The organism is Salinibacterium sp. SWN248, assembly GCF_015864575.1.
GTDB lineage: Bacteria > Actinomycetota > Actinomycetes > Actinomycetales > Microbacteriaceae > Rhodoglobus.
Genome location: NZ_JADYWW010000001.1, coordinates 1733661 through 1750734, shown reverse-complemented (window position 1 = coordinate 1750734; position 17074 = coordinate 1733661). Strand labels below are relative to the sequence as shown.

Genomic DNA, 17074 nt, shown 5'->3' with positions numbered 1-17074 from the left:
ATGTTAGAGGCGGGCGCCGACGTATTCTGCAACGTCAACGAGGCGGTTGGAGTAACCCCACTCGTTGTCGTACCACGAAGCGACCTTGACCTGGTTGCCGATGACCTTCGTCAGTCCTGCATCGAAGATCGACGAGTGTGGGTCGCCGACGATGTCGGTGGAAACGATGGGGTCTTCGGTGTACTTGAGGATGCCCTTGAGAGGGCCCTCAGCCGCGGCCTTGTACGCCGCGTTGACCTGCTCGACCGTAACTTCAGACGAAGTCGTGATGGTGAGGTCAGTGATCGAACCAGTGATGACGGGAACGCGAAGGGCGTAACCATCGAGCTTGCCGACGAGCTCAGGGATGACCAAGCCGAGTGCCTTCGCTGCACCAGTCGACGTCGGGATGACGTTCTGCGCTGCTGCGCGAGCGCGGCGAAGGTCTCCGTGCGGGCCGTCCTGAAGGTTCTGATCTGCGGTGTACGCGTGAACAGTCGTCATGAACCCGGTGTCGATTCCGAAGTTGTCCATGAAGACCTTGGCCAACGGTGCGAGGCAGTTGGTCGTGCACGATGCGTTCGAGATGATGTTGTGAACGGCGGGGTCGTAGATTCCCTCGTTGACGCCGAGCACCAGAGTTGCTACGTCATCGCCCGAAGCCGGGGCCGAAACGATGACCTTCTTGGCACCAGCAGCGATGTGCTTCGCGGCATCCGCCGACTTGGTGAAGTGACCGGTCGACTCGATGACGATGTCGACGCCAAGCTCGCCCCACGGGAGGTTCGAGGGATCGCGCTCAGCGAAAACCTTGATTGCCTTGCCGTCGACGACGATTTGCTCGTCATCAAACGTAACCTCAGCGTCTAGACGACCAGTGATGGTGTCGTACTTGAGGAGATGAGCGAGGGTCTTGTTGTCTGTGAGGTCGTTGACCGCAACAATTTCAATGTTGCTGTCCTTAGCCATTGCCGCTCGAAAGAAGTTGCGACCGATGCGACCGAAACCATTAATACCGATTTTTACGCTCACTGTTGCTCCAGAAAATCAGGCGTCTAGGACGCGTCGTGCTGTAGTGGTGGGGGTGTTGCTTGGGTGGAGACTGGGCTAAAGCCGGGGCCTAACCCGGCCACGATGCCGCTACGAGAGTAGCAGCAGACCGTTTGTCTTCGAGCGCGCTGCGCTGAAGCGGTCCTGAACGTTGGCCCAGTCAACGATGTTCCAGAACGCCTTGACGTAGTCAGCACGCACGTTCTTGTAGTCGAGGTAGTAGGCGTGCTCCCACACATCAAGCATGAGGAGAGGAACGATGCCCGCAGGCAAGTTGCCCTGCTGGTCGAAGAACTGAACGATGATGAGGCGCTCACCGATGGAGTCCCAAGCCAACACTGCCCAGCCCGAACCCTGCACACCCATAGCGGTCGCTGTGAAGTGTGCCGTGAACTTATCGAACGAGCCGAAGTGGTCGTCGATGGCGCTCTCAAGGTCGCCGGTGGGCTTGTCGCCACCGTTGGGCGACATGTTGGTCCAGAAAATGGAGTGGTTGATGTGTCCACCCAAGTTGAACGCGAGGTCCTTCTCGAGCTTGTTCACATTGGCGAGGTTTCCGGAATCGCGAGCTTCAGCAAGCCCGGCGATCGCAGCATTCGCACCAGTGACATATGCCTGGTGGTGTTTGCTGTGGTGCAACTCCATGATCATGGCGCTGATGCTTGGCTCAAGCGCGGAGTAGTCGTACGAAAGTTCTGGAAGCGTGTAATCAGCCATCGGAAGTCCTCCTAGGATCGTGATTCCTGCGCCGGCTGGCGAGCACGGTCAGGTGAGATACATCCAGTCTAACCACGTCCATCCGACGCACGTGTCGTATGGAGGGAACGCTAAGCCTCGTCCAACTCAGCGGGAAGGTTTGCTTCAGTACCGGCTACACCGAGGTCGCTTGCGCGCTTGTCCGCCATTGCCAGTAGCCGACGGATGCGGCCAGCAACAGCATCCTTCGTCATCGGCGGATCAGCATGGTGGCCTAATTCGTCCAGGCTTGAGTCTCGGTGGCTGAGGCGAAGTTCGCCGGCGTAACGCAGGTGCTGCGGCACGTCATCCCCCAAGATCTCAAGAGCGCGTTCGACGCGGGCGCACGCGGCAACAGCAGCTTGCGCCGAACGGCGAAGGTTCGCATCGTCAAAGTTCACTAGGCGGTTGGCGGTGGCGCGAACTTCGCGACGTTGACGCAATTCGTTCCAGCTCACCACAGTCGTCTCGGCGCCCATGATCGTGAGCATGGCGCTAATGGCTTCGCCATCGCGAACAACGACACGGTGAACACCGCGAACCTCGCGTGCCTTTGCGGCGACGCGGAGTCGACCTGCAGCGCCAACGAGCGCCATTGCGGCCTCGTTGCCAGGGCAGGTTACTTCGAGAGCGGCCGAGCGACCCGGGTCTGTGAGCGAGCCTGCCGCAAGAAACGCCCCACGCCAGACAGCAGCGAGTTCACCGCGGCCGCCAGTAGTCACGCGGTTCGGGAGGCCGCGGATGGGGCGGCGGCGGGCATCCAAAAGTCCAGTCTGGCGAGCGAGGGTCTCTCCCCCGTCGAGAACGCGCACCAGAAGATTGTTCGTACGCCGGCCACCGGAAGACGCAACGCGCGAAATCTCAGAGCGAACGCCGTACAGCTCAGCAATGTCGCGCCGCACACGGCGAGCGAGCAATTCGCTTTCCAGCTCAGATTCGACGGCGATACGTCCGGAAATCAGATGGAGACCACCCGAGAACCGCAAAATTGTTGCGAGCTCTGCAGCGCGCTCAGTCGTCTTGCCCAACTGAATTCGTGCCAGTTCGTCTTTGACTTCAGCAGTTAATGCCACTAACTGGCCTTCCTTCCAAGATGGCGGTTCTGTTGGATGAGCAATCTACTCTCGTCCACGGTCCCGATGCTTAATACTTACGGCTACACCGGGCAGGCCGCTAAGAATAGCTGACAGCTCTTCGGCAATCGCAACCGAACGGTGTTTGCCACCAGTACAGCCGATCGCGATCGTTGCGTGTCTTTTATTCTCGCGCTGATACCCGGCGAATACAGGTTCGAGGGCTCGCGCATAATCTGCAACGAACTCCTGTGCTCCTGGCGCCCCAACGACATAGGCACGGACGCGTTCATCGAGTCCGTCTAATGCTTTGAGCTCGGGCACCCAAAAGGGATTAGGTAAGAATCTGCAGTCAGCAACCATGTCGGCGTCTGCTGGAAGTCCGTACTTAAATCCGAAGCTCTCAATAGTAATACGCAATCCAGCATCGCTCTCCGCAGAGAACTTTTCGATGATGGTCATCGCCAACTGGTGGATGTTGAGGTCTGTAGTGTCGATGATGATGTCGCTACTGGAGCGAATCTCTGCCATACGGGTTCGTTCGGCAGCAATTCCATCGAGCGGGGTTCCCTCATCTTGGAGAGGGTGCGGCCGGCGGACCTGCTCAAAACGGCGAACCAGCGCGGCATCTTCGGCATCAAGAAAAAGAACCCGAAGAGAAGTGGAAGCACGGAGGGCCTCAATTGCATGCTGGGCATCCGAGAAGAGTTTGCCACCACGCACGTCGATAACCGCAGCCACGCGTGGGAGGGAATCTCCGGCGCGGTGAGCGAGGTCCACAAGAGGCAGAAGCATCTGAGGTGGCAAGTTGTCTACGACATACCAGCCGAGATCCTCCAGCGCGTTGCCGACGGTCGAACGACCGGCGCCCGACATGCCAGTCACAATAAGAACTTCTTGCTGCTCTGTCACGGGTTTCATGGTGGCTTCAGACTACCTGAGCTAGCGCTGACCGAGCTTCTCGATGATCGCGGCAGCAGTCGCCTCTCCGACTCCCGGGACTTCTGTGATCTGTTCGGGCGTCGCCGCCTTGAGCCGAGCGACGGAACCAAAGTGCTGCAACAGCGCCTTGATGCGGGACGGGCCGAGGCCCGGAACAGTGGAGAGGATCGAGGAAATGTCCTTTGACCTTCGCTGACGCTGATGAGTAATTGCGGAGCGGTGCGCCTCATCGCGGATGCGTTGAATCAAAAAAAGCGCATCACTATTGCGGGGAAGAATAACCGGATAATCAGAGTCGGGCAGCCAGATCTCTTCTAGTCGCTTAGCAATTCCAGCGAGTTGGATACCGGAAACGCCGGACTCCTCGAGAGCGCGCTGTGCCGCTGAAACCTGCGGTTGCCCACCATCAACGATCAGCAATTGGGGCGGATAAGCAAACTTGGGAGAAGGCACCACAACATCGGTCGCGAGCTTCGCAGAAGCTGCGGCATCCCCATCCGGCTCCCCCGCGCTGAGTATCTTGTCGGGCGACGTCGCCTGCGCTTCAGCAGCAGTAGGGACCGCATTCCCGGCGGCAAGATAGGCAAGCCGACGCGTGAGGACCTGGTAGATGGAATCAGTGTCGTCGGTGGTCTCGGGGATATTAAAACGCCGGTAGTGCTGCTTCTTGGGCAGTCCATCTTCGAAGACGACCATGGATGCAACCACATTCGTGCCTGAGAGGTGCGAAACGTCGAAACATTCCATCCGAAGCGGAGCCTCGGTCATTCCCAATGCTTCCTGGATATCTGCCAGCGCCTGCGAACGAGCAACGAAGTCGCCGCTCCGTTTCGACTTATAGAGCATGAGCGCGTTCTGAGCGTTTGTCTCCACGGTCTGTGCCAGTGACGCCTTTTCGCCCCGCTGCGCGACCCTCAAACGGACGCGCGCGCCCGGCCCACGGCGCTGCGCTAGCCACTCTTCCAGCGCAGTGCCGTCCTCTGGCAGCGCTGGCACGAGGACATCGCGCGGTGGGACGGTGTCGTCGTAGGCGTTCTGCAACACAGATTCGACCAGTCCGCCGAGTTCGACATCCAGTTCTTTATCGACGACCCATCCACGAACACCGCGAATTCGGCCGCCTCGAACAATGAACTGTTGCACGGCGGCTGCGAGTTCATCGTGCGCAATTCCGAAGAAATCGGCATCCACATCCTCGGACAACACGATCTGGTTTTTAGCGAGCGCTGTCTCCATCGCCCCAATTTGGTCTCGATAGCGCGCGGCCGCCTCATACTCTTGAGTCGCTGCGGACTCTGCCATTTTGGCTTTGATTGAGTTGAGCATTCGAGAGTCGTTGCCTCCCATGAACGACGCAAAATCTAGTGCAATCGATTTATGCTCTTCGAGCGTCACTCGTCCGACACAGGGCGCCGCACACTTACCGATATCGCCGAGCAAGCAGGGGCGACCAGTTTGTTGGGCGCGCTTGTAGACCGACGTCGAGCAGCTGCGCATCGGGAAAGCTTTGAGCATCACATCGACCGTGTCGCGGATGGCCCACGCGCGCGAATAGGGGCCGAAGTATCGCGCATTGGGCAGGTTACGATTGCGCGTGACAAGCACCCGTGGAACAGGATCACCCATCGTGATCGCAAGGTACGGGTAGGACTTGTCGTCTTTGTACTGAACGTTAAACGGCGGATCGAATTCTTTGATCCAGGTGTATTCCAGCTGCAGCGCTTCAAAGTCATTGCCGACGATCGTCCACTCAACGTTTGTTGCGGTGAGCACCATCCGTCGAGTGCGCTCGTGAAGAGTGGTCAGCGGTGCAAAGTAGTTGCTGAGACGTGCTCGCAAGTTCTTCGCTTTTCCCACGTAGAGCACGCGCTTCTTATCGTCGGTAAACCGATAGACGCCTGGCTGGTTAGGGATGTCTCCTGCACGCGGGCGCCAAGGAACAGTGTTAGCCACCGTTGACTCCCAGCGGCCTAGACACGATTGCCACTCAATACTTCAGCCAAGAACTGGCCAGTGTGGCTTCCCGCGACCTTGGCGACCTTCTCGGGAGCTCCGACGGATAGCAGCTCTCCGCCGCCAGACCCGCCTTCGGGGCCGAGATCAATGAGCCAGTCAGCAGACTTGATGACATCAAGGTTGTGCTCGATCACGATGACAGTGTTTCCCTTATCAACGAGACCGTTGAGCACCAACAAGAGCTTGCGCACGTCTTCGAAGTGGAGACCTGTCGTTGGCTCATCGAGCACATAGACGCTGCGCCCCATCGATCGGCGCTGGAGCTCAGTAGCAAGCTTGACTCGTTGTGCCTCACCGCCCGAGAGAGTTGTCGCGCTCTGGCCGAGACGCACATAGCCAAGCCCGACCTCTTCGAGCGTCTTCAAGTAACGGTGAATGCTCGTGATTGCCTCGAAGAAGTCCGCGGCCTCACTGATCGGCATGTCGAGCACTTCAGCGATGTTCTTGGCCTTGTACTTTACGGCGAGGGTGTCGCGGTTATAGCGAGCTCCCCCGCACACTTCACACGCGACGTACACGTCGGGCAAGAAGTTCATCTCGATCTTGATAGTGCCGTCACCCGAACAGTTCTCGCAGCGACCGCCCTTGACGTTAAAGCTGAAGCGACCGGGCAAGTATCCTCGAGCTTTCGCATCCGCGGTCTCGGAGAACAACGTGCGGATCTTGTCGAAGACGCCCGTGTATGTGGCGGGATTGGATCGTGGAGTGCGTCCGATCGGGTTCTGGTCGACATGAACTACCTTGTCGAGGTTCTCGAGGCCCGTGACTCGCGTGTGCTTGCCTGGAATCTGGCGCGCACCGTTGAGTTCGTTGGCAAGGACCTTGTAGAGGATGTCGTTGACGAGGCTTGATTTTCCAGAACCACTGACGCCCGTGACCGCGGTGAACGTGCCAAGCGGGAATTTGACGGTGAGGTTCTTGAGGTTGTTCGCCTTCGCTCCCTCGACGGTAATCTGGCGCGCCTTGTCAATCGGGCGACGCTTCTTCGGCGTTTCGATGGCCTTACGCCCCGACAGGTAGTCAGCGGTTATCGACCGTGTATTGGTGAGTAGCTCTTCGTAGGAACCGGAGTGAACGACTTCTCCACCGTGTTCGCCGGCGCCAGGCCCAATATCGACAACCCAATCGGCGGTGCGAATCGTATCTTCATCGTGCTCAACCACGATGAGGGTGTTGCCGAGGTTCTTGAGCTTGACGAGAGTTTCGATCAATCGTCGGTTGTCACGCTGGTGAAGTCCGATGCTGGGCTCGTCGAGCACATAGAGCACGCCAGTGAGACCGGAGCCAATTTGGGTCGCCAGACGAATGCGTTGCGCCTCGCCACCGCTCAATGTTGCGGCCGCACGTGCGAGGTTCAGATAACTCAGGCCGACCTCGACCAAGAATTCTAGGCGCAATCGGATTTCGCGAAGCACTTGAGCAGCAATGTGGGCATCCCGCTCAGAGAGAACCAGTTCATTCATGAAGCCATAGGCATCGATGAGGCTGAGCTCGCAGATGTCAGAAATGCTGTTGTCAGCGACAGTGACGGCCAAGACCTCTGGCTTCAAACGCTTGCCATCGCATACGGGGCAGGGAATCTCGCGGAGGTACGCCGCATAGCGCTGGCGCTGAACATCTGTCTCCGCCTCGAGGTATTTGCGCTCGATGTAGGGAATCACTCCCTCAAACCCCGTGGAGTACTTCATCTCGCGCCCGTAGCGGTTTTTCCACTTAACGGACACCTTGAAATCGTTGCCTCGCAAAACTGCTTCGCGAACATCTTCGGGGAGATCGCCCCACGGAGTGTCGAGCGAGAAGTCAAGGTCGAGGGCTAGGCCGCCGAGCAACTTTTCGAAGTAGTTATAGAGACCCTTGCCCGAGTTCGTCCAGGGCAAGATTGCGCCCTCAGAGAGACTGACTGAATCATCGGCGATGAGGAGCTCTGCGTCGATCGACATGCGGGTACCGAGCCCCGAACACTCCGGGCACGCGCCGAAAGGGGCGTTGAATGAGAAGGTGCGTGGCTCGATTTCGGTGAGCTGGATGGGGTGATTATTGGGGCAGGACAGCTTCTCGGAGAACGAACGCCACGCGGCATCCCCCTCCTCGTCAACAAAGTTGATCGCGACAGTTCCGTCGGTGAGTCGCAGTGCGGTCTCGAGTGAATCGGTAAGGCGCGTAAGGATGTCGTCGCTTGCCACCAACCGGTCAACGACGACAGAAATATCGTGTTTGTACTGCTTCTTCAGCTTGGGAGGCTCGCTGAGCTGGATGACATCGCCATCCACGATGGCGCGGGAGTAACCGCTCGAGGCGAGCTCCGCGAAGAGATCAACGAACTCGCCCTTTTTCTGAGAAACGACGGGACTGACAATTTGATAGCGTGTGCCGCTCTCAAGCTTCATCAGTTGGTCGGCAATTTGTTGCACCGATTGGCGCTCAATCTTTTCGCCGCACACGGCGCAGTGCGGAACTCCGATGCGCGCCCACAACAGTCGCATGTAGTCGTAGATCTCTGTGATCGTTCCGACGGTTGACCGTGGGTTTCGGTTCGTGGATTTCTGGTCAATCGAGACCGCCGGGCTGAGTCCCTCAATGAAATCGACGTCTGGCCGATCGACCTGGCCTAGGAATTGACGCGCATAGGCCGAAAGCGATTCGACGTAGCGTCGCTGGCCCTCTGCGAAAATAGTGTCGAACGCGAGGCTCGATTTGCCTGACCCTGAAAGACCAGTGAAGACGACGAGAGAGTCGCGCGGAATCTCGAGGTCAACGTTCTTGAGATTGTGAACCCGAGCGCCACGGACGCTGAGGTGAGAATTAGGAATCGACTGTGCTGTAGTCACTCTTCCTATTCTACGGAAACCACTGACATTGTCTGGACGTTCGCCCAGCACAGAGTGCTCATCCCCGCGATAATGGGTGAATGCACATTGCGCACGTTACGAGCTTTTACTCGGCACCAGCCTTATTGCCTTCAAGCGCTGTGCGTTCTCGTGGTCTGGCGTATCAGGCAGCCGGGCACGAGTTTTCCATCATCATCCCCGGAGCCGAGTCATCGGTGACCTGGACCGAATACGGCACGGTGGTCACGGTGCCCGCTCGTGGCCGAGCATTATCCCGCGGATTCGTTCCTATCGCCAAAGCTGTGCGCCGTGCTCTCGAAAAACTTGTGCCCGATCAGATCGAAGTCGCCGACCGCCTCAGTGCTCGCGAACTGGGCGCGTGGGCGCGCGACAACCGTGTGCCGGCCGTGCTCCTCACGGACGATGGCGAAGCCGAGTGGGCTACGGCACACACCCCACTGGGGTTCGACCAGGTCATTCACATGGGGGTAGTCGGCGCGCAGGGTTCCGATTCTGCGACCCACGAAAACTCGCGCACGGCGACCGACCCTGCAACGACGTCCGCTCCCGACAATCGCGTTGTGAGCATCCCGTCAGGGGTAAACGTCGAAGCGTTCTCTCCGCTGCGCCACAACAGCCCTCTCCGCGACTCAAGCGGCGCCGAATTGGTCGTCGTATGTGCGGCGCCGCTCACCTCCGCGGGAGCGGTCTCAGTCGCGATTGACGCAGTGCGGCACCGAGCTTCTCAGGGCGAGGACCTCCATTTGGTGATCTTGGGCGATGGCCCGCTGCGTGCCCGGCTCGAACGAAGTGCGGTGGGGATTTCAGTTCAATTTCTGAGCGCGCACGACCTCACGCTGGTGGAGCGAGCAGAAGTCTTTGCGACCGCAGACCTTGCGATCGTCACAACAAACGGATCGTGCGCTCAGGCCATAGCTCTGGAATCCCTCGCTACGGGCACTCCCACGATTATCACTACCGCGTGCAAGGAGCACATTGCATTCGCCGATGGCGGTGGACTCACGGTGGCTCCGGATCATACTCATATCGCTCACGCGCTCAGAGTTCTTGCCGATATCCCGGTAGAGGAACGACGTGGGGCTGCGCGAACTACCGCACTCCCCCACGACTCCTTCGCTCAGGAGCGCCGCATGATTGCGATGCACGAAACGCTGGCCACTACTTTAAATGACCAGCCTGCTCCATCTGGCGCAGTTCCTTCTTGAGTTCCTGAACTTCATCTCGTAATCGAGCAGCAAGCTCAAACTTCAACTCGGATGCCGCTTGCAGCATCTGTTCGTTGAGATCGCCGATGATATTTTCAAGATCATTTCCGCCGGCGGCAGCGATTCCTTCCCGCGCCAGTTTGGGCGTCGGAGTGCGTTTCTTGCCGTCGCGATTGCGGGTGGCAAGCAGCTCTGCGGTGTCAGCGCCCTCACGGAGAAGGGCATCAGTGATGTCAGCAATTTTCTTGCGTAGCGGCTGGGGGTCAATACCGTGCTCGGTGTTGTATGCCACCTGCTTTTCGCGGCGACGATCAGTCTCCTCGATCGCAAACGCCATCGATCGCGTAATGACGTCGGCGTACATGTGAACCTCGCCGGAGACGTTTCGAGCGGCACGCCCGATGGTTTGAATGAGTGATGTGGACGACCGCAAGAAGCCTTCCTTGTCTGCATCCAGAATCGCGACGAGCGACACTTCGGGAAGGTCAAGCCCTTCCCGCAGGAGGTTGATGCCCACGAGCACGTCATAGATGCCCTGTCGGAGCTCGGTGAGTAGCTCCACGCGGCGTAGCGTGTCGACGTCAGAGTGCAAGTAGCGCACCCGAACACCATTCTCCGAAAGGAATTCGGTGAGTTCTTCAGCCATCTTCTTTGTGAGCGTGGTGACGAGCACACGCTCGTTCTTCTCGACGCGAAGCCTGATTTGTTCGAGAAGGTCGTCAATTTGACCCTTCGACGGCTTAACGACGATTTGCGGATCGATGAGTCCTGTCGGGCGGATCACCTGCTCGACAACGGAGTCAGTGATACCCATCTCGTATTTGCCCGGTGTCGCAGAAAGGTAGACCTTCTGGCCGGCACGCTCAAGAAACTCTTCCCATTTCAACGGGCGATTGTCGAGCGCGCTCGGGAGGCGGAACCCGTGTTCCACAAGAGTGCGCTTTCGTGAGGCATCGCCCTCGTACATGGCGCCGATCTGAGGCACCGTGACGTGCGACTCATCGAGCACCACGAGAAAATCATCCGGGAAGTAGTCGAGCAAACAGCTTGGTGGTTCGCCGGGTTGGCGCCCGTCCATGTGGAGAGAATAGTTCTCAATGCCGTTACAAAAACCGATCTGCTCCATCATTTCGATGTCGAAGGTCGTGCGCATACGCAAGCGTTGAGCTTCGAGAAGCTTTCCTTGACGCTCCAGCACGGCAAGCCGGTCGGCGAGCTCCGCCTGAATGGATACGATTGCGGTTTTGATCGTTTCGGGGCTTGCCGAATAGTGGGTGCCAGGGAACACCGACACCGAATCCATCTTCTTGACGATGTCGCCGGTCAACGGATGCAGGGAGTAGAGCGCCTCGATTTCGTCTCCGAACATCTCGATTCGGATAGCAAGCTCTTCATACACTGGAATGATCTCAATGGTGTCGCCGCGCACGCGGAAGTTTCCCCGCGAGAAGTCGTAGTCGTTGCGCTGATACTGCATTCCCACAAACTTGCGGATGAGCGTTTCGCGATCGATGCGCATTCCCACCTGCAGGGCGATCATCGCTTCAAGATAGGACTCAGCAGCGCCAAGCCCGTAAATGCTCGACACTGTGGAGACCACGACCGTGTCGCGGCGGCTGAGCAAAGAGTTGGTAGTGGAATGTCGCAGTCGCTCGACTTCGGCGTTGACCGACGAGTCCTTCTCGATAAAGGTATCTGTCTGCGGAATGTAGGCCTCGGGCTGGTAGTAGTCGTAGTACGAAACGAAATACTCCACCGCGTTGTTGGGCATCAAATCCCGGAACTCGTTGGCCAGTTGAGCGGCAAGAGTCTTGTTGTGGGACATGATGAGCGTTGGTCGCTGCACCTGTTCGATAAGCCACGCGGTTGTTGCCGACTTTCCCGTGCCGGTGGCGCCGAGCAGCACAATATCGGTTTCGCCGGCATTGATGCGCTGAGCAAGCTCGCGGATCGCCTGAGGCTGATCTCCGGAAGGTGAGTACTCGCTAATTACCTCAAAAGGACGTACTGAGCGAGTTGGTTCCATACCTCAAGTGTAGGCACCGGCACTGACAACGACCCGAAAACGGAGTCGCCAAGCGAACGCTTAGCGCGAACTCACTAATTGGTCGCGAAGCAACTGCCACACTTCGTCAGCGTGACGTTCTGTATCCGCCAAATCGGCTCCGGAATCCACGACGAAGTCGGCCACCGCTCTGCGATTGGCGCTCGACGCTTGAGACGCGACGCGCCCCTCTGCCTCACTGCGCGGCATGTTGCGGTGCTCGATCAAACGCTGAATGCGAGTTTCTGGATCAGCCTCAACCGTCACTACTGCCGAGAACTTATCGACGGGTTGACCCGACTCCACCAGTAAGGGGATGTCGTACACAATCAGCGCCTCAGGGTCGCGATCGAAGGCGGCCGCGAAACGTTGCTGGGCGAGCCGACTGATCGCCGGATGGGTGATGCTGTTAAGAGCCTGACGGGCATCCGAGTCACCAAAAACGATACTGCCGAGAGCCTGGCGGTTGAGAGATCCATCGTCGTTCAGGACGTCTGCGCCAAAATGATCAACGATCGCGGCCAGCGCCAGGGAGTCTGGCTCAACCACTTCGCGGGCGAGAGCATCCGCGTCGACGACGACAGCTCCGTGTCCGGCCCACCGCTTAGCGACAGTCGACTTTCCCGAAGCAATCCCACCGGTGAGCGCTATCAAGTGCATTCCTCAATGCTAACCTCAGCCTGTTGAAAGGGAGAGCGGATGTTCGAAATACTCACCGGCAGCGGCCTCGCCGTTGCGGCTGGCCTCAACGCTTATATTCCGCTTCTCATATTGGGCATCGCCGGCCGAGTCTTTGACTTTGTAGAGCTGCCCGCCGCATGGTCGTGGCTCGAAAACCCCTGGGTGATCGCCGTTCTCGGGGTGCTGCTCGTCGTGGAAGTAATCGCCGACAAAGTGCCCATCGTGGATTCCGTGAACGATTGGATTCAGACCATCGTGCGTCCCGCAGCAGGCGGTATCGCCTTCGGCACGGGTGCCGCTTCTGAGACAGCAGTGGTCACCGATCCAGCATCATTTTTCACGTCAGAGGCGTGGGTGCCCGTCGTCATCGGAATCATTCTTGCGTTCGGCACGCACGCCACCAAGATGGCTGCACGCCCTGTGCTCAACGCCGCTACTGCCGGAGCGGCTGCACCAGTGGTCAGCGCCGCAGAGGACATCAGTAGCGTACTGCTCAGTCTGATGGCGCTCATTGTTCCTGTTATCGGAACGCTTGCCCTCATCGGGCTCATGGCGTGGCTGGTTGCACGAGTTCGACGAGCGCGACGCGCCACAAAGCGCACAACCTAGGCACCCCCGCTCAGGCTCGCCAGCTGAGCAGAGCGCTCCCCCGCCCGATTTCCGCCGACCATTCAGCGGATAGCCGTGGCTCGTTAACTGAGTGTGGCCAGCCTCCCGAAGGAGACTGGCCACACTGTTCAGCTAAGTGTTACTAGTTGTTGCTCGAGAGCTTCTCGCGCAGAGCGGCGAGAGTCTCGTCGTCTGCGAGCGTGCCCGCGCCTGCACTCGTTGCAGCGTCGTCGTTGGAGAACGACGATGCTCCGGCGGGTGCACTGCTGATCGACTCTTCCTGAATCGCTGCGGCGGCAACCTGCTTCTTGTGCTGTTCCCAACGCGCCTGGGCTGCAGCATAGTCCTGCTCCCACTTCTCGCGCTGTGACTCGAAGCCGTCTTTCCACTCGTTGGTCTCGGGGTCGAAACCATCGGGGTACTTGTAGTTGCCCTGGTCGTCGTACTCGGTGAGCATTCCGTAGAGTGCCGGGTCGAACTCGGTACCCTCGGGGTCAACACCCTCGTTAGCCTGCTTGAGGCTAAGCGAGATGCGACGACGCTCGAGGTCGATGTCGATGACCTTGACGAATACTTCGTCGCCAACCGAAACAACCTGCTCGGCGAGTTCAACGTGCTTACCCGAAAGCTCGGAGATGTGCACGAGGCCCTCGATGCCGTCTGCGACGCGAACGAACGCACCGAACGGAACGAGCTTGGTGACCTTACCGGGAGCAACCTGTCCGATTGCGTGGGTGCGGGCGAATACCTGCCACGGGTCTTCCTGGGTTGCCTTGAGCGACAGCGACACGCGCTCGCGCTCGAGGTCAACCTCAAGGATCTCAACCGTAACTTCCTGGCCAACTTCAACAACTTCTGAAGCGTGCTCGATGTGCTTCCACGAGAGCTCAGAAACGTGGACGAGGCCGTCTACGCCACCGAGGTCAACGAATGCACCGAAGTTGACGATCGACGACACGACACCCTTGCGAACCTGGCCCTTGGCGAGGTTGTTGAGGAACGAAGTGCGGCTTGCCGACTGCGTCTCTTCGAGGAGTGCACGGCGCGACAGAACAACGTTGTTGCGGTTCTTGTCGAGCTCGAGGATCTTGGCTTCGATCTCCTGGCCGAGGTACGGCGTGAGGTCACGAACGCGGCGAAGCTCGATGAGCGATGCGGGGAGGAATCCACGAAGTCCGATGTCGACGATGAGTCCACCCTTGACAACCTCGATGACCGAACCGGTGACAACGCCATCCGATTCCTTGATCTTCTCGACGTCGCCCCATGCACGCTCGTACTGTGCGCGCTTCTTGGAGAGGATGAGGCGGCCTTCTTTGTCTTCTTTCTGAAGAACGAGGGCCTCAACGGTGTCACCGACGTTGACAACCTCAGTGGGGTCAACGTCGTGCTTGATGGAAAGTTCACGAGAGGGGATAACACCCTCAGTCTTGTAACCGACGTCGAGGAGAACCTCGTCACGGTCGATCTTGACGACGGTACCTTCGATAAGGTCACCATCGTTGAAGAACTTCAGCGTCTTTTCGACTGCGGCGAGGAAATCTTCAGCAGATCCGATGTCATTGATGGCGACCTGCTTGGGTGCCTTGTCAGTCGTTGCGTTTGTCATGTAGTAGTTGCTCCGGTATGGGTCACGCTTCGAAAAGCGCATAATTGGGCCGACGGCGAAATGAATCTGTGTGCTCGCCGTAGGCAGGCGAATAAGAAGTCACAAATGCGACACTCCAGCCTAGCGCTTCGACGGCGGTAAAACCAACCACTTAACAGCCGTGTTTCGAGGTATCTCGTGCTGCTGGATCCCTCAGACCTCTCGAGCGAAAATCCTGCCGAAGATCAGCGTGCTGTGTAGGGGGCCAGAAGCGCGGCCCGAAGGGTATCCAGCCCAACGCCACCCACATTGAGGGCACGACGGTGGAACTCACGAAGTGAGAAATCAGCGCCCTCAATGGCACTGCACTCATCGCGCAGCTGCTCCCAGATGCGCTGCCCCACCTTGTATGACGGTGCCTGTCCTGGCCAACCGAAATAACGGTTCACTTCGAAGCGAACATTGGCGGGATCTAGCGTGACGTTGTTCGTCATGAAATCGAGAGCATAATCCCAATCCCAGACGCCCGAACCAGTGAGCTTGGGCTTGCCGAGATGGACACCGATGTCGAGAACGACGCGGGCAGCACGCATCCGCTGACCATCGAGCATCCCGAGTCGATTGGCAGGGTCGTCGAGGAAACCGAGGTCCGCCATCAGCCGCTCAGCATAGAGCGCCCATCCCTCGGCATGGCCAGAGGTTCCCGACAGCTGCCGACGGTAGGTATTCAGCTGATCGCGGTTATAGACGGCTTGGGCGATCTGGAGGTGATGCCCGGGAACGCCCTCGTGATAGACGGTTGTCGCCTCGCGCCACGTGGTGAACTCAGTGACCGATTCCGGCACAGACCACCACATGCGACCCGGCCTCGAAAAGTCATCGCTCGGCCCCGTGTAATAGATGATTCCGTCGTGAGTCGGCGCAATCATGCACTCCAACGCGCGCATGGGCTCTGCGATATCGAAGTGGGTGCCTGCCAACGCTTCGATGGCTTCATCGCTGAGCTGCTGCATCCACCTCTGCAGGGCATCGGTGCCGTGCAGCGTTCGCGAAGGGTCAGAGTCAAGAAGCTCGATTGCTTCGGCGATGGATGCTCCCGGCTTGATCTCGTGCGCGATCTGCTTTTGCTCAGCAGTCATGCGCGCCAGTTCCTCAATCCCCCACTCATAGGTTTCATCGAGGTCGACCGTGGCACCGAGGAAGCGTTGAGACTGCAACGCGTAAAGCTCGCGTCCAAAAGCGTCCTGAGGTGTCGCCCGCGGAGCAAGCTCGTCACTCAAAAAACGCTCAAGTTGCTGATAACTGGATGCCGCAACGGCAGCGCCATCAGCCAGCGCTGCTTGGAGAGCGCTGTCGCCGCCCACAGCCTCAGCCTGCGCAATGAACGACTCGAAGAATCCTCCGGGGGCTGAGATCTGGCGGGCTTGCGCCACAACTTCGGCAACCTGACGCTGCGCAGGAACCACTGCCCCATCCATACCGTGACGAAGAGTGGCGATGTAGCCATTGATCGCCTCCGGAATATTGTGCAGGCGCTCCGCAATCACGGACCAATCTTCGCTCGATGCGGTCGGCATCAGATCGAGAACGCCACGGATCTCTTGGGCGGGACTCGCCAGATTATTAAGATCGCGCTTCCACAATTGCGCGGCATCGGACTCTAGATCGAGCTTCAGAGTCGAGACCATGTCGGACTTTGTGACGAGATCAACGTCATCCATGACAGGAGCGGCTTCCAGTCGAGCAAGAATGTCCCTAGTCGACGCCACCACGTGAGCATGCCCCTCGGGCGAATAGTCGGCATACCCCGAGTGGCGTCCCGGCGAACCGATGTACGTTCCGATGGTTGGGTCTAGTTCGACCAGAGTGGAGACCCATTCCTCAGCAATCGCATCGAGCGGAGTAGCCTGCCGACCCGAGGGTGCAGCATCTGAAGTAGAGGGCGTCAAATCGGACATCGTTGTCTGGCTCCTTGGTTAATCGTCGGCGTTGAACGGGCGGACAATCCGCCCCGAGGTCACGCTAAGGCCTATCGAGTTCGCGTTCGAGCAGCTCGGCGAGGGAGGCCAAGACGGGCTCCGCCCCCTCGTCGTCTGAGCTGAGAGTGATGACATCGCCATAGCCGATGCCCATCGCGAGCACGCTGAGGATGCTGCCAGCGTTGATCGTGGAGCCCGCAGCATCCGCCAGCATCACGGTGATTCCGCACTGCGCAACGGCATGCGCGAAGACAGAAGCGGGACGCGCGTGCAGGCCAACCCGTGAACCGATCACTACTGTCGTGCTACTCACCGCTGCTCCTT

13 protein-coding genes are annotated in these 17074 nt (G+C 58.7%); 2 read left to right on the top strand and 11 right to left on the bottom strand.

All coding sequences use genetic code 11. The features are described 5' to 3' along the window. Positions 1-3: 3 nt before the first annotated feature. From gap to uvrA, 6 genes are all read right to left on the bottom strand, one after another. Positions 4-1011: a type I glyceraldehyde-3-phosphate dehydrogenase gene (gene gap / locus I6E73_RS08335; protein WP_197109937.1), complete on the bottom strand. Its 1008-nt coding sequence runs from the start codon at positions 1009-1011 to the stop codon at positions 4-6. Positions 1012-1119: 108 nt separating this feature from the next. Continuing rightward, positions 1120-1746 (bottom strand): superoxide dismutase, encoded by a 627-nt coding sequence (locus I6E73_RS08330; RefSeq protein ID WP_197105652.1) that lies wholly within the window; start codon positions 1744-1746, stop codon positions 1120-1122. A gap of 110 nt (positions 1747-1856) precedes the next feature. Then, positions 1857-2837: a DNA-binding protein WhiA gene (gene whiA, locus I6E73_RS08325; protein WP_197105653.1), complete on the bottom strand. Its 981-nt coding sequence runs from the start codon at positions 2835-2837 to the stop codon at positions 1857-1859. A gap of 45 nt (positions 2838-2882) precedes the next feature. Next, the gene (rapZ, locus tag I6E73_RS08320) at positions 2883-3758 is read right to left on the bottom strand and encodes an RNase adapter RapZ (protein WP_197105654.1); all 876 of its coding nucleotides are present in this window, start codon (positions 3756-3758) and stop codon (positions 2883-2885) included. A gap of 21 nt (positions 3759-3779) precedes the next feature. Continuing rightward, complete coding sequence (uvrC, locus tag I6E73_RS08315) at positions 3780-5732, bottom strand: excinuclease ABC subunit UvrC (RefSeq protein ID WP_197124523.1); 1953 nt, start codon at positions 5730-5732, stop codon at positions 3780-3782. A gap of 17 nt (positions 5733-5749) precedes the next feature. Continuing rightward, the gene (gene uvrA, locus I6E73_RS08310; RefSeq protein ID WP_197124521.1) at positions 5750-8623 is read right to left on the bottom strand and encodes an excinuclease ABC subunit UvrA; all 2874 of its coding nucleotides are present in this window, start codon (positions 8621-8623) and stop codon (positions 5750-5752) included. An 80-nt stretch (positions 8624-8703) separates the two neighbouring features. Here uvrA and I6E73_RS08305 point away from each other — a divergent pair, with 80 nt between their 5' ends. Beyond that, positions 8704-9849 carry a glycosyltransferase gene (locus I6E73_RS08305; protein ID WP_197124519.1) on the top strand — a complete coding sequence of 382 codons (1146 nt, stop codon included), beginning with the start codon at positions 8704-8706 and terminating at the stop codon, positions 9847-9849. Here the strand turns inward: I6E73_RS08305 and uvrB are convergent. Both uvrB and coaE read right to left on the bottom strand, forming a co-directional pair. After that, on the bottom strand, positions 9803-11875 hold the full coding sequence (gene uvrB, locus I6E73_RS08300; protein ID WP_197124517.1) for an excinuclease ABC subunit UvrB: 2073 nt from the start codon (positions 11873-11875) through the stop codon (positions 9803-9805). The two genes, I6E73_RS08305 and uvrB, sit on opposite strands and share 47 nt — an antisense overlap. A 60-nt stretch (positions 11876-11935) precedes the next feature. Continuing rightward, the gene (coaE, locus tag I6E73_RS08295; protein ID WP_197124515.1) at positions 11936-12553 is read right to left on the bottom strand and encodes a dephospho-CoA kinase; all 618 of its coding nucleotides are present in this window, start codon (positions 12551-12553) and stop codon (positions 11936-11938) included. A 39-nt stretch (positions 12554-12592) separates the two neighbouring features. Between coaE and I6E73_RS08290 the strand changes: the two genes are divergently transcribed. Continuing rightward, positions 12593-13183 carry a DUF4126 domain-containing protein gene (locus I6E73_RS08290; RefSeq protein ID WP_197124513.1) on the top strand — a complete coding sequence of 197 codons (591 nt, stop codon included), beginning with the start codon at positions 12593-12595 and terminating at the stop codon, positions 13181-13183. Between the two features lie 142 nt (positions 13184-13325). Here I6E73_RS08290 and rpsA read toward each other — a convergent pair whose 3' ends face one another. The 3 genes from rpsA to I6E73_RS08275 all read right to left on the bottom strand — a co-directional run bounded on the left by rpsA (position 13326) and on the right by I6E73_RS08275 (position 17063). Next, complete coding sequence (gene rpsA, locus I6E73_RS08285) at positions 13326-14792, bottom strand: 30S ribosomal protein S1 (protein ID WP_197105661.1); 1467 nt, start codon at positions 14790-14792, stop codon at positions 13326-13328. A gap of 224 nt (positions 14793-15016) precedes the next feature. Continuing rightward, positions 15017-16729, bottom strand: a complete 1713-nt coding sequence (locus tag I6E73_RS08280) for a DUF885 domain-containing protein (RefSeq protein ID WP_197124511.1) — start codon at positions 16727-16729, stop codon at positions 15017-15019. Between the two features lie 64 nt (positions 16730-16793). Further along, the gene (locus I6E73_RS08275) at positions 16794-17063 is read right to left on the bottom strand and encodes an HPr family phosphocarrier protein (RefSeq protein WP_197124509.1); all 270 of its coding nucleotides are present in this window, start codon (positions 17061-17063) and stop codon (positions 16794-16796) included. Between the last annotated feature and the right edge of the window lie 11 nt (positions 17064-17074).

What these genes read in the sequence shown, in the direction of transcription:
- I6E73_RS08305 (WP_197124519.1), top strand. Translation starts at nt 8,704, where the DNA reads ATGCACATTGCGCACGTTACGAGCTTTTACTCGGCACCAGCCTTATTG.
- I6E73_RS08330 (WP_197105652.1), bottom strand. Translation starts at nt 1,746, where the DNA reads ATGGCTGATTACACGCTTCCAGAACTTTCGTACGACTACTCCGCGCTT.
- I6E73_RS08290 (WP_197124513.1), top strand. Translation starts at nt 12,593, where the DNA reads ATGTTCGAAATACTCACCGGCAGCGGCCTCGCCGTTGCGGCTGGCCTC.
- I6E73_RS08280 (WP_197124511.1), bottom strand. Translation starts at nt 16,729, where the DNA reads ATGTCCGATTTGACGCCCTCTACTTCAGATGCTGCACCCTCGGGTCGG.
- coaE (WP_197124515.1), bottom strand. Translation starts at nt 12,553, where the DNA reads ATGCACTTGATAGCGCTCACCGGTGGGATTGCTTCGGGAAAGTCGACT.
- rapZ (WP_197105654.1), bottom strand. Translation starts at nt 3,758, where the DNA reads ATGAAACCCGTGACAGAGCAGCAAGAAGTTCTTATTGTGACTGGCATG.
- rpsA (WP_197105661.1), bottom strand. Translation starts at nt 14,792, where the DNA reads ATGACAAACGCAACGACTGACAAGGCACCCAAGCAGGTCGCCATCAAT.
- uvrB (WP_197124517.1), bottom strand. Translation starts at nt 11,875, where the DNA reads ATGGAACCAACTCGCTCAGTACGTCCTTTTGAGGTAATTAGCGAGTAC.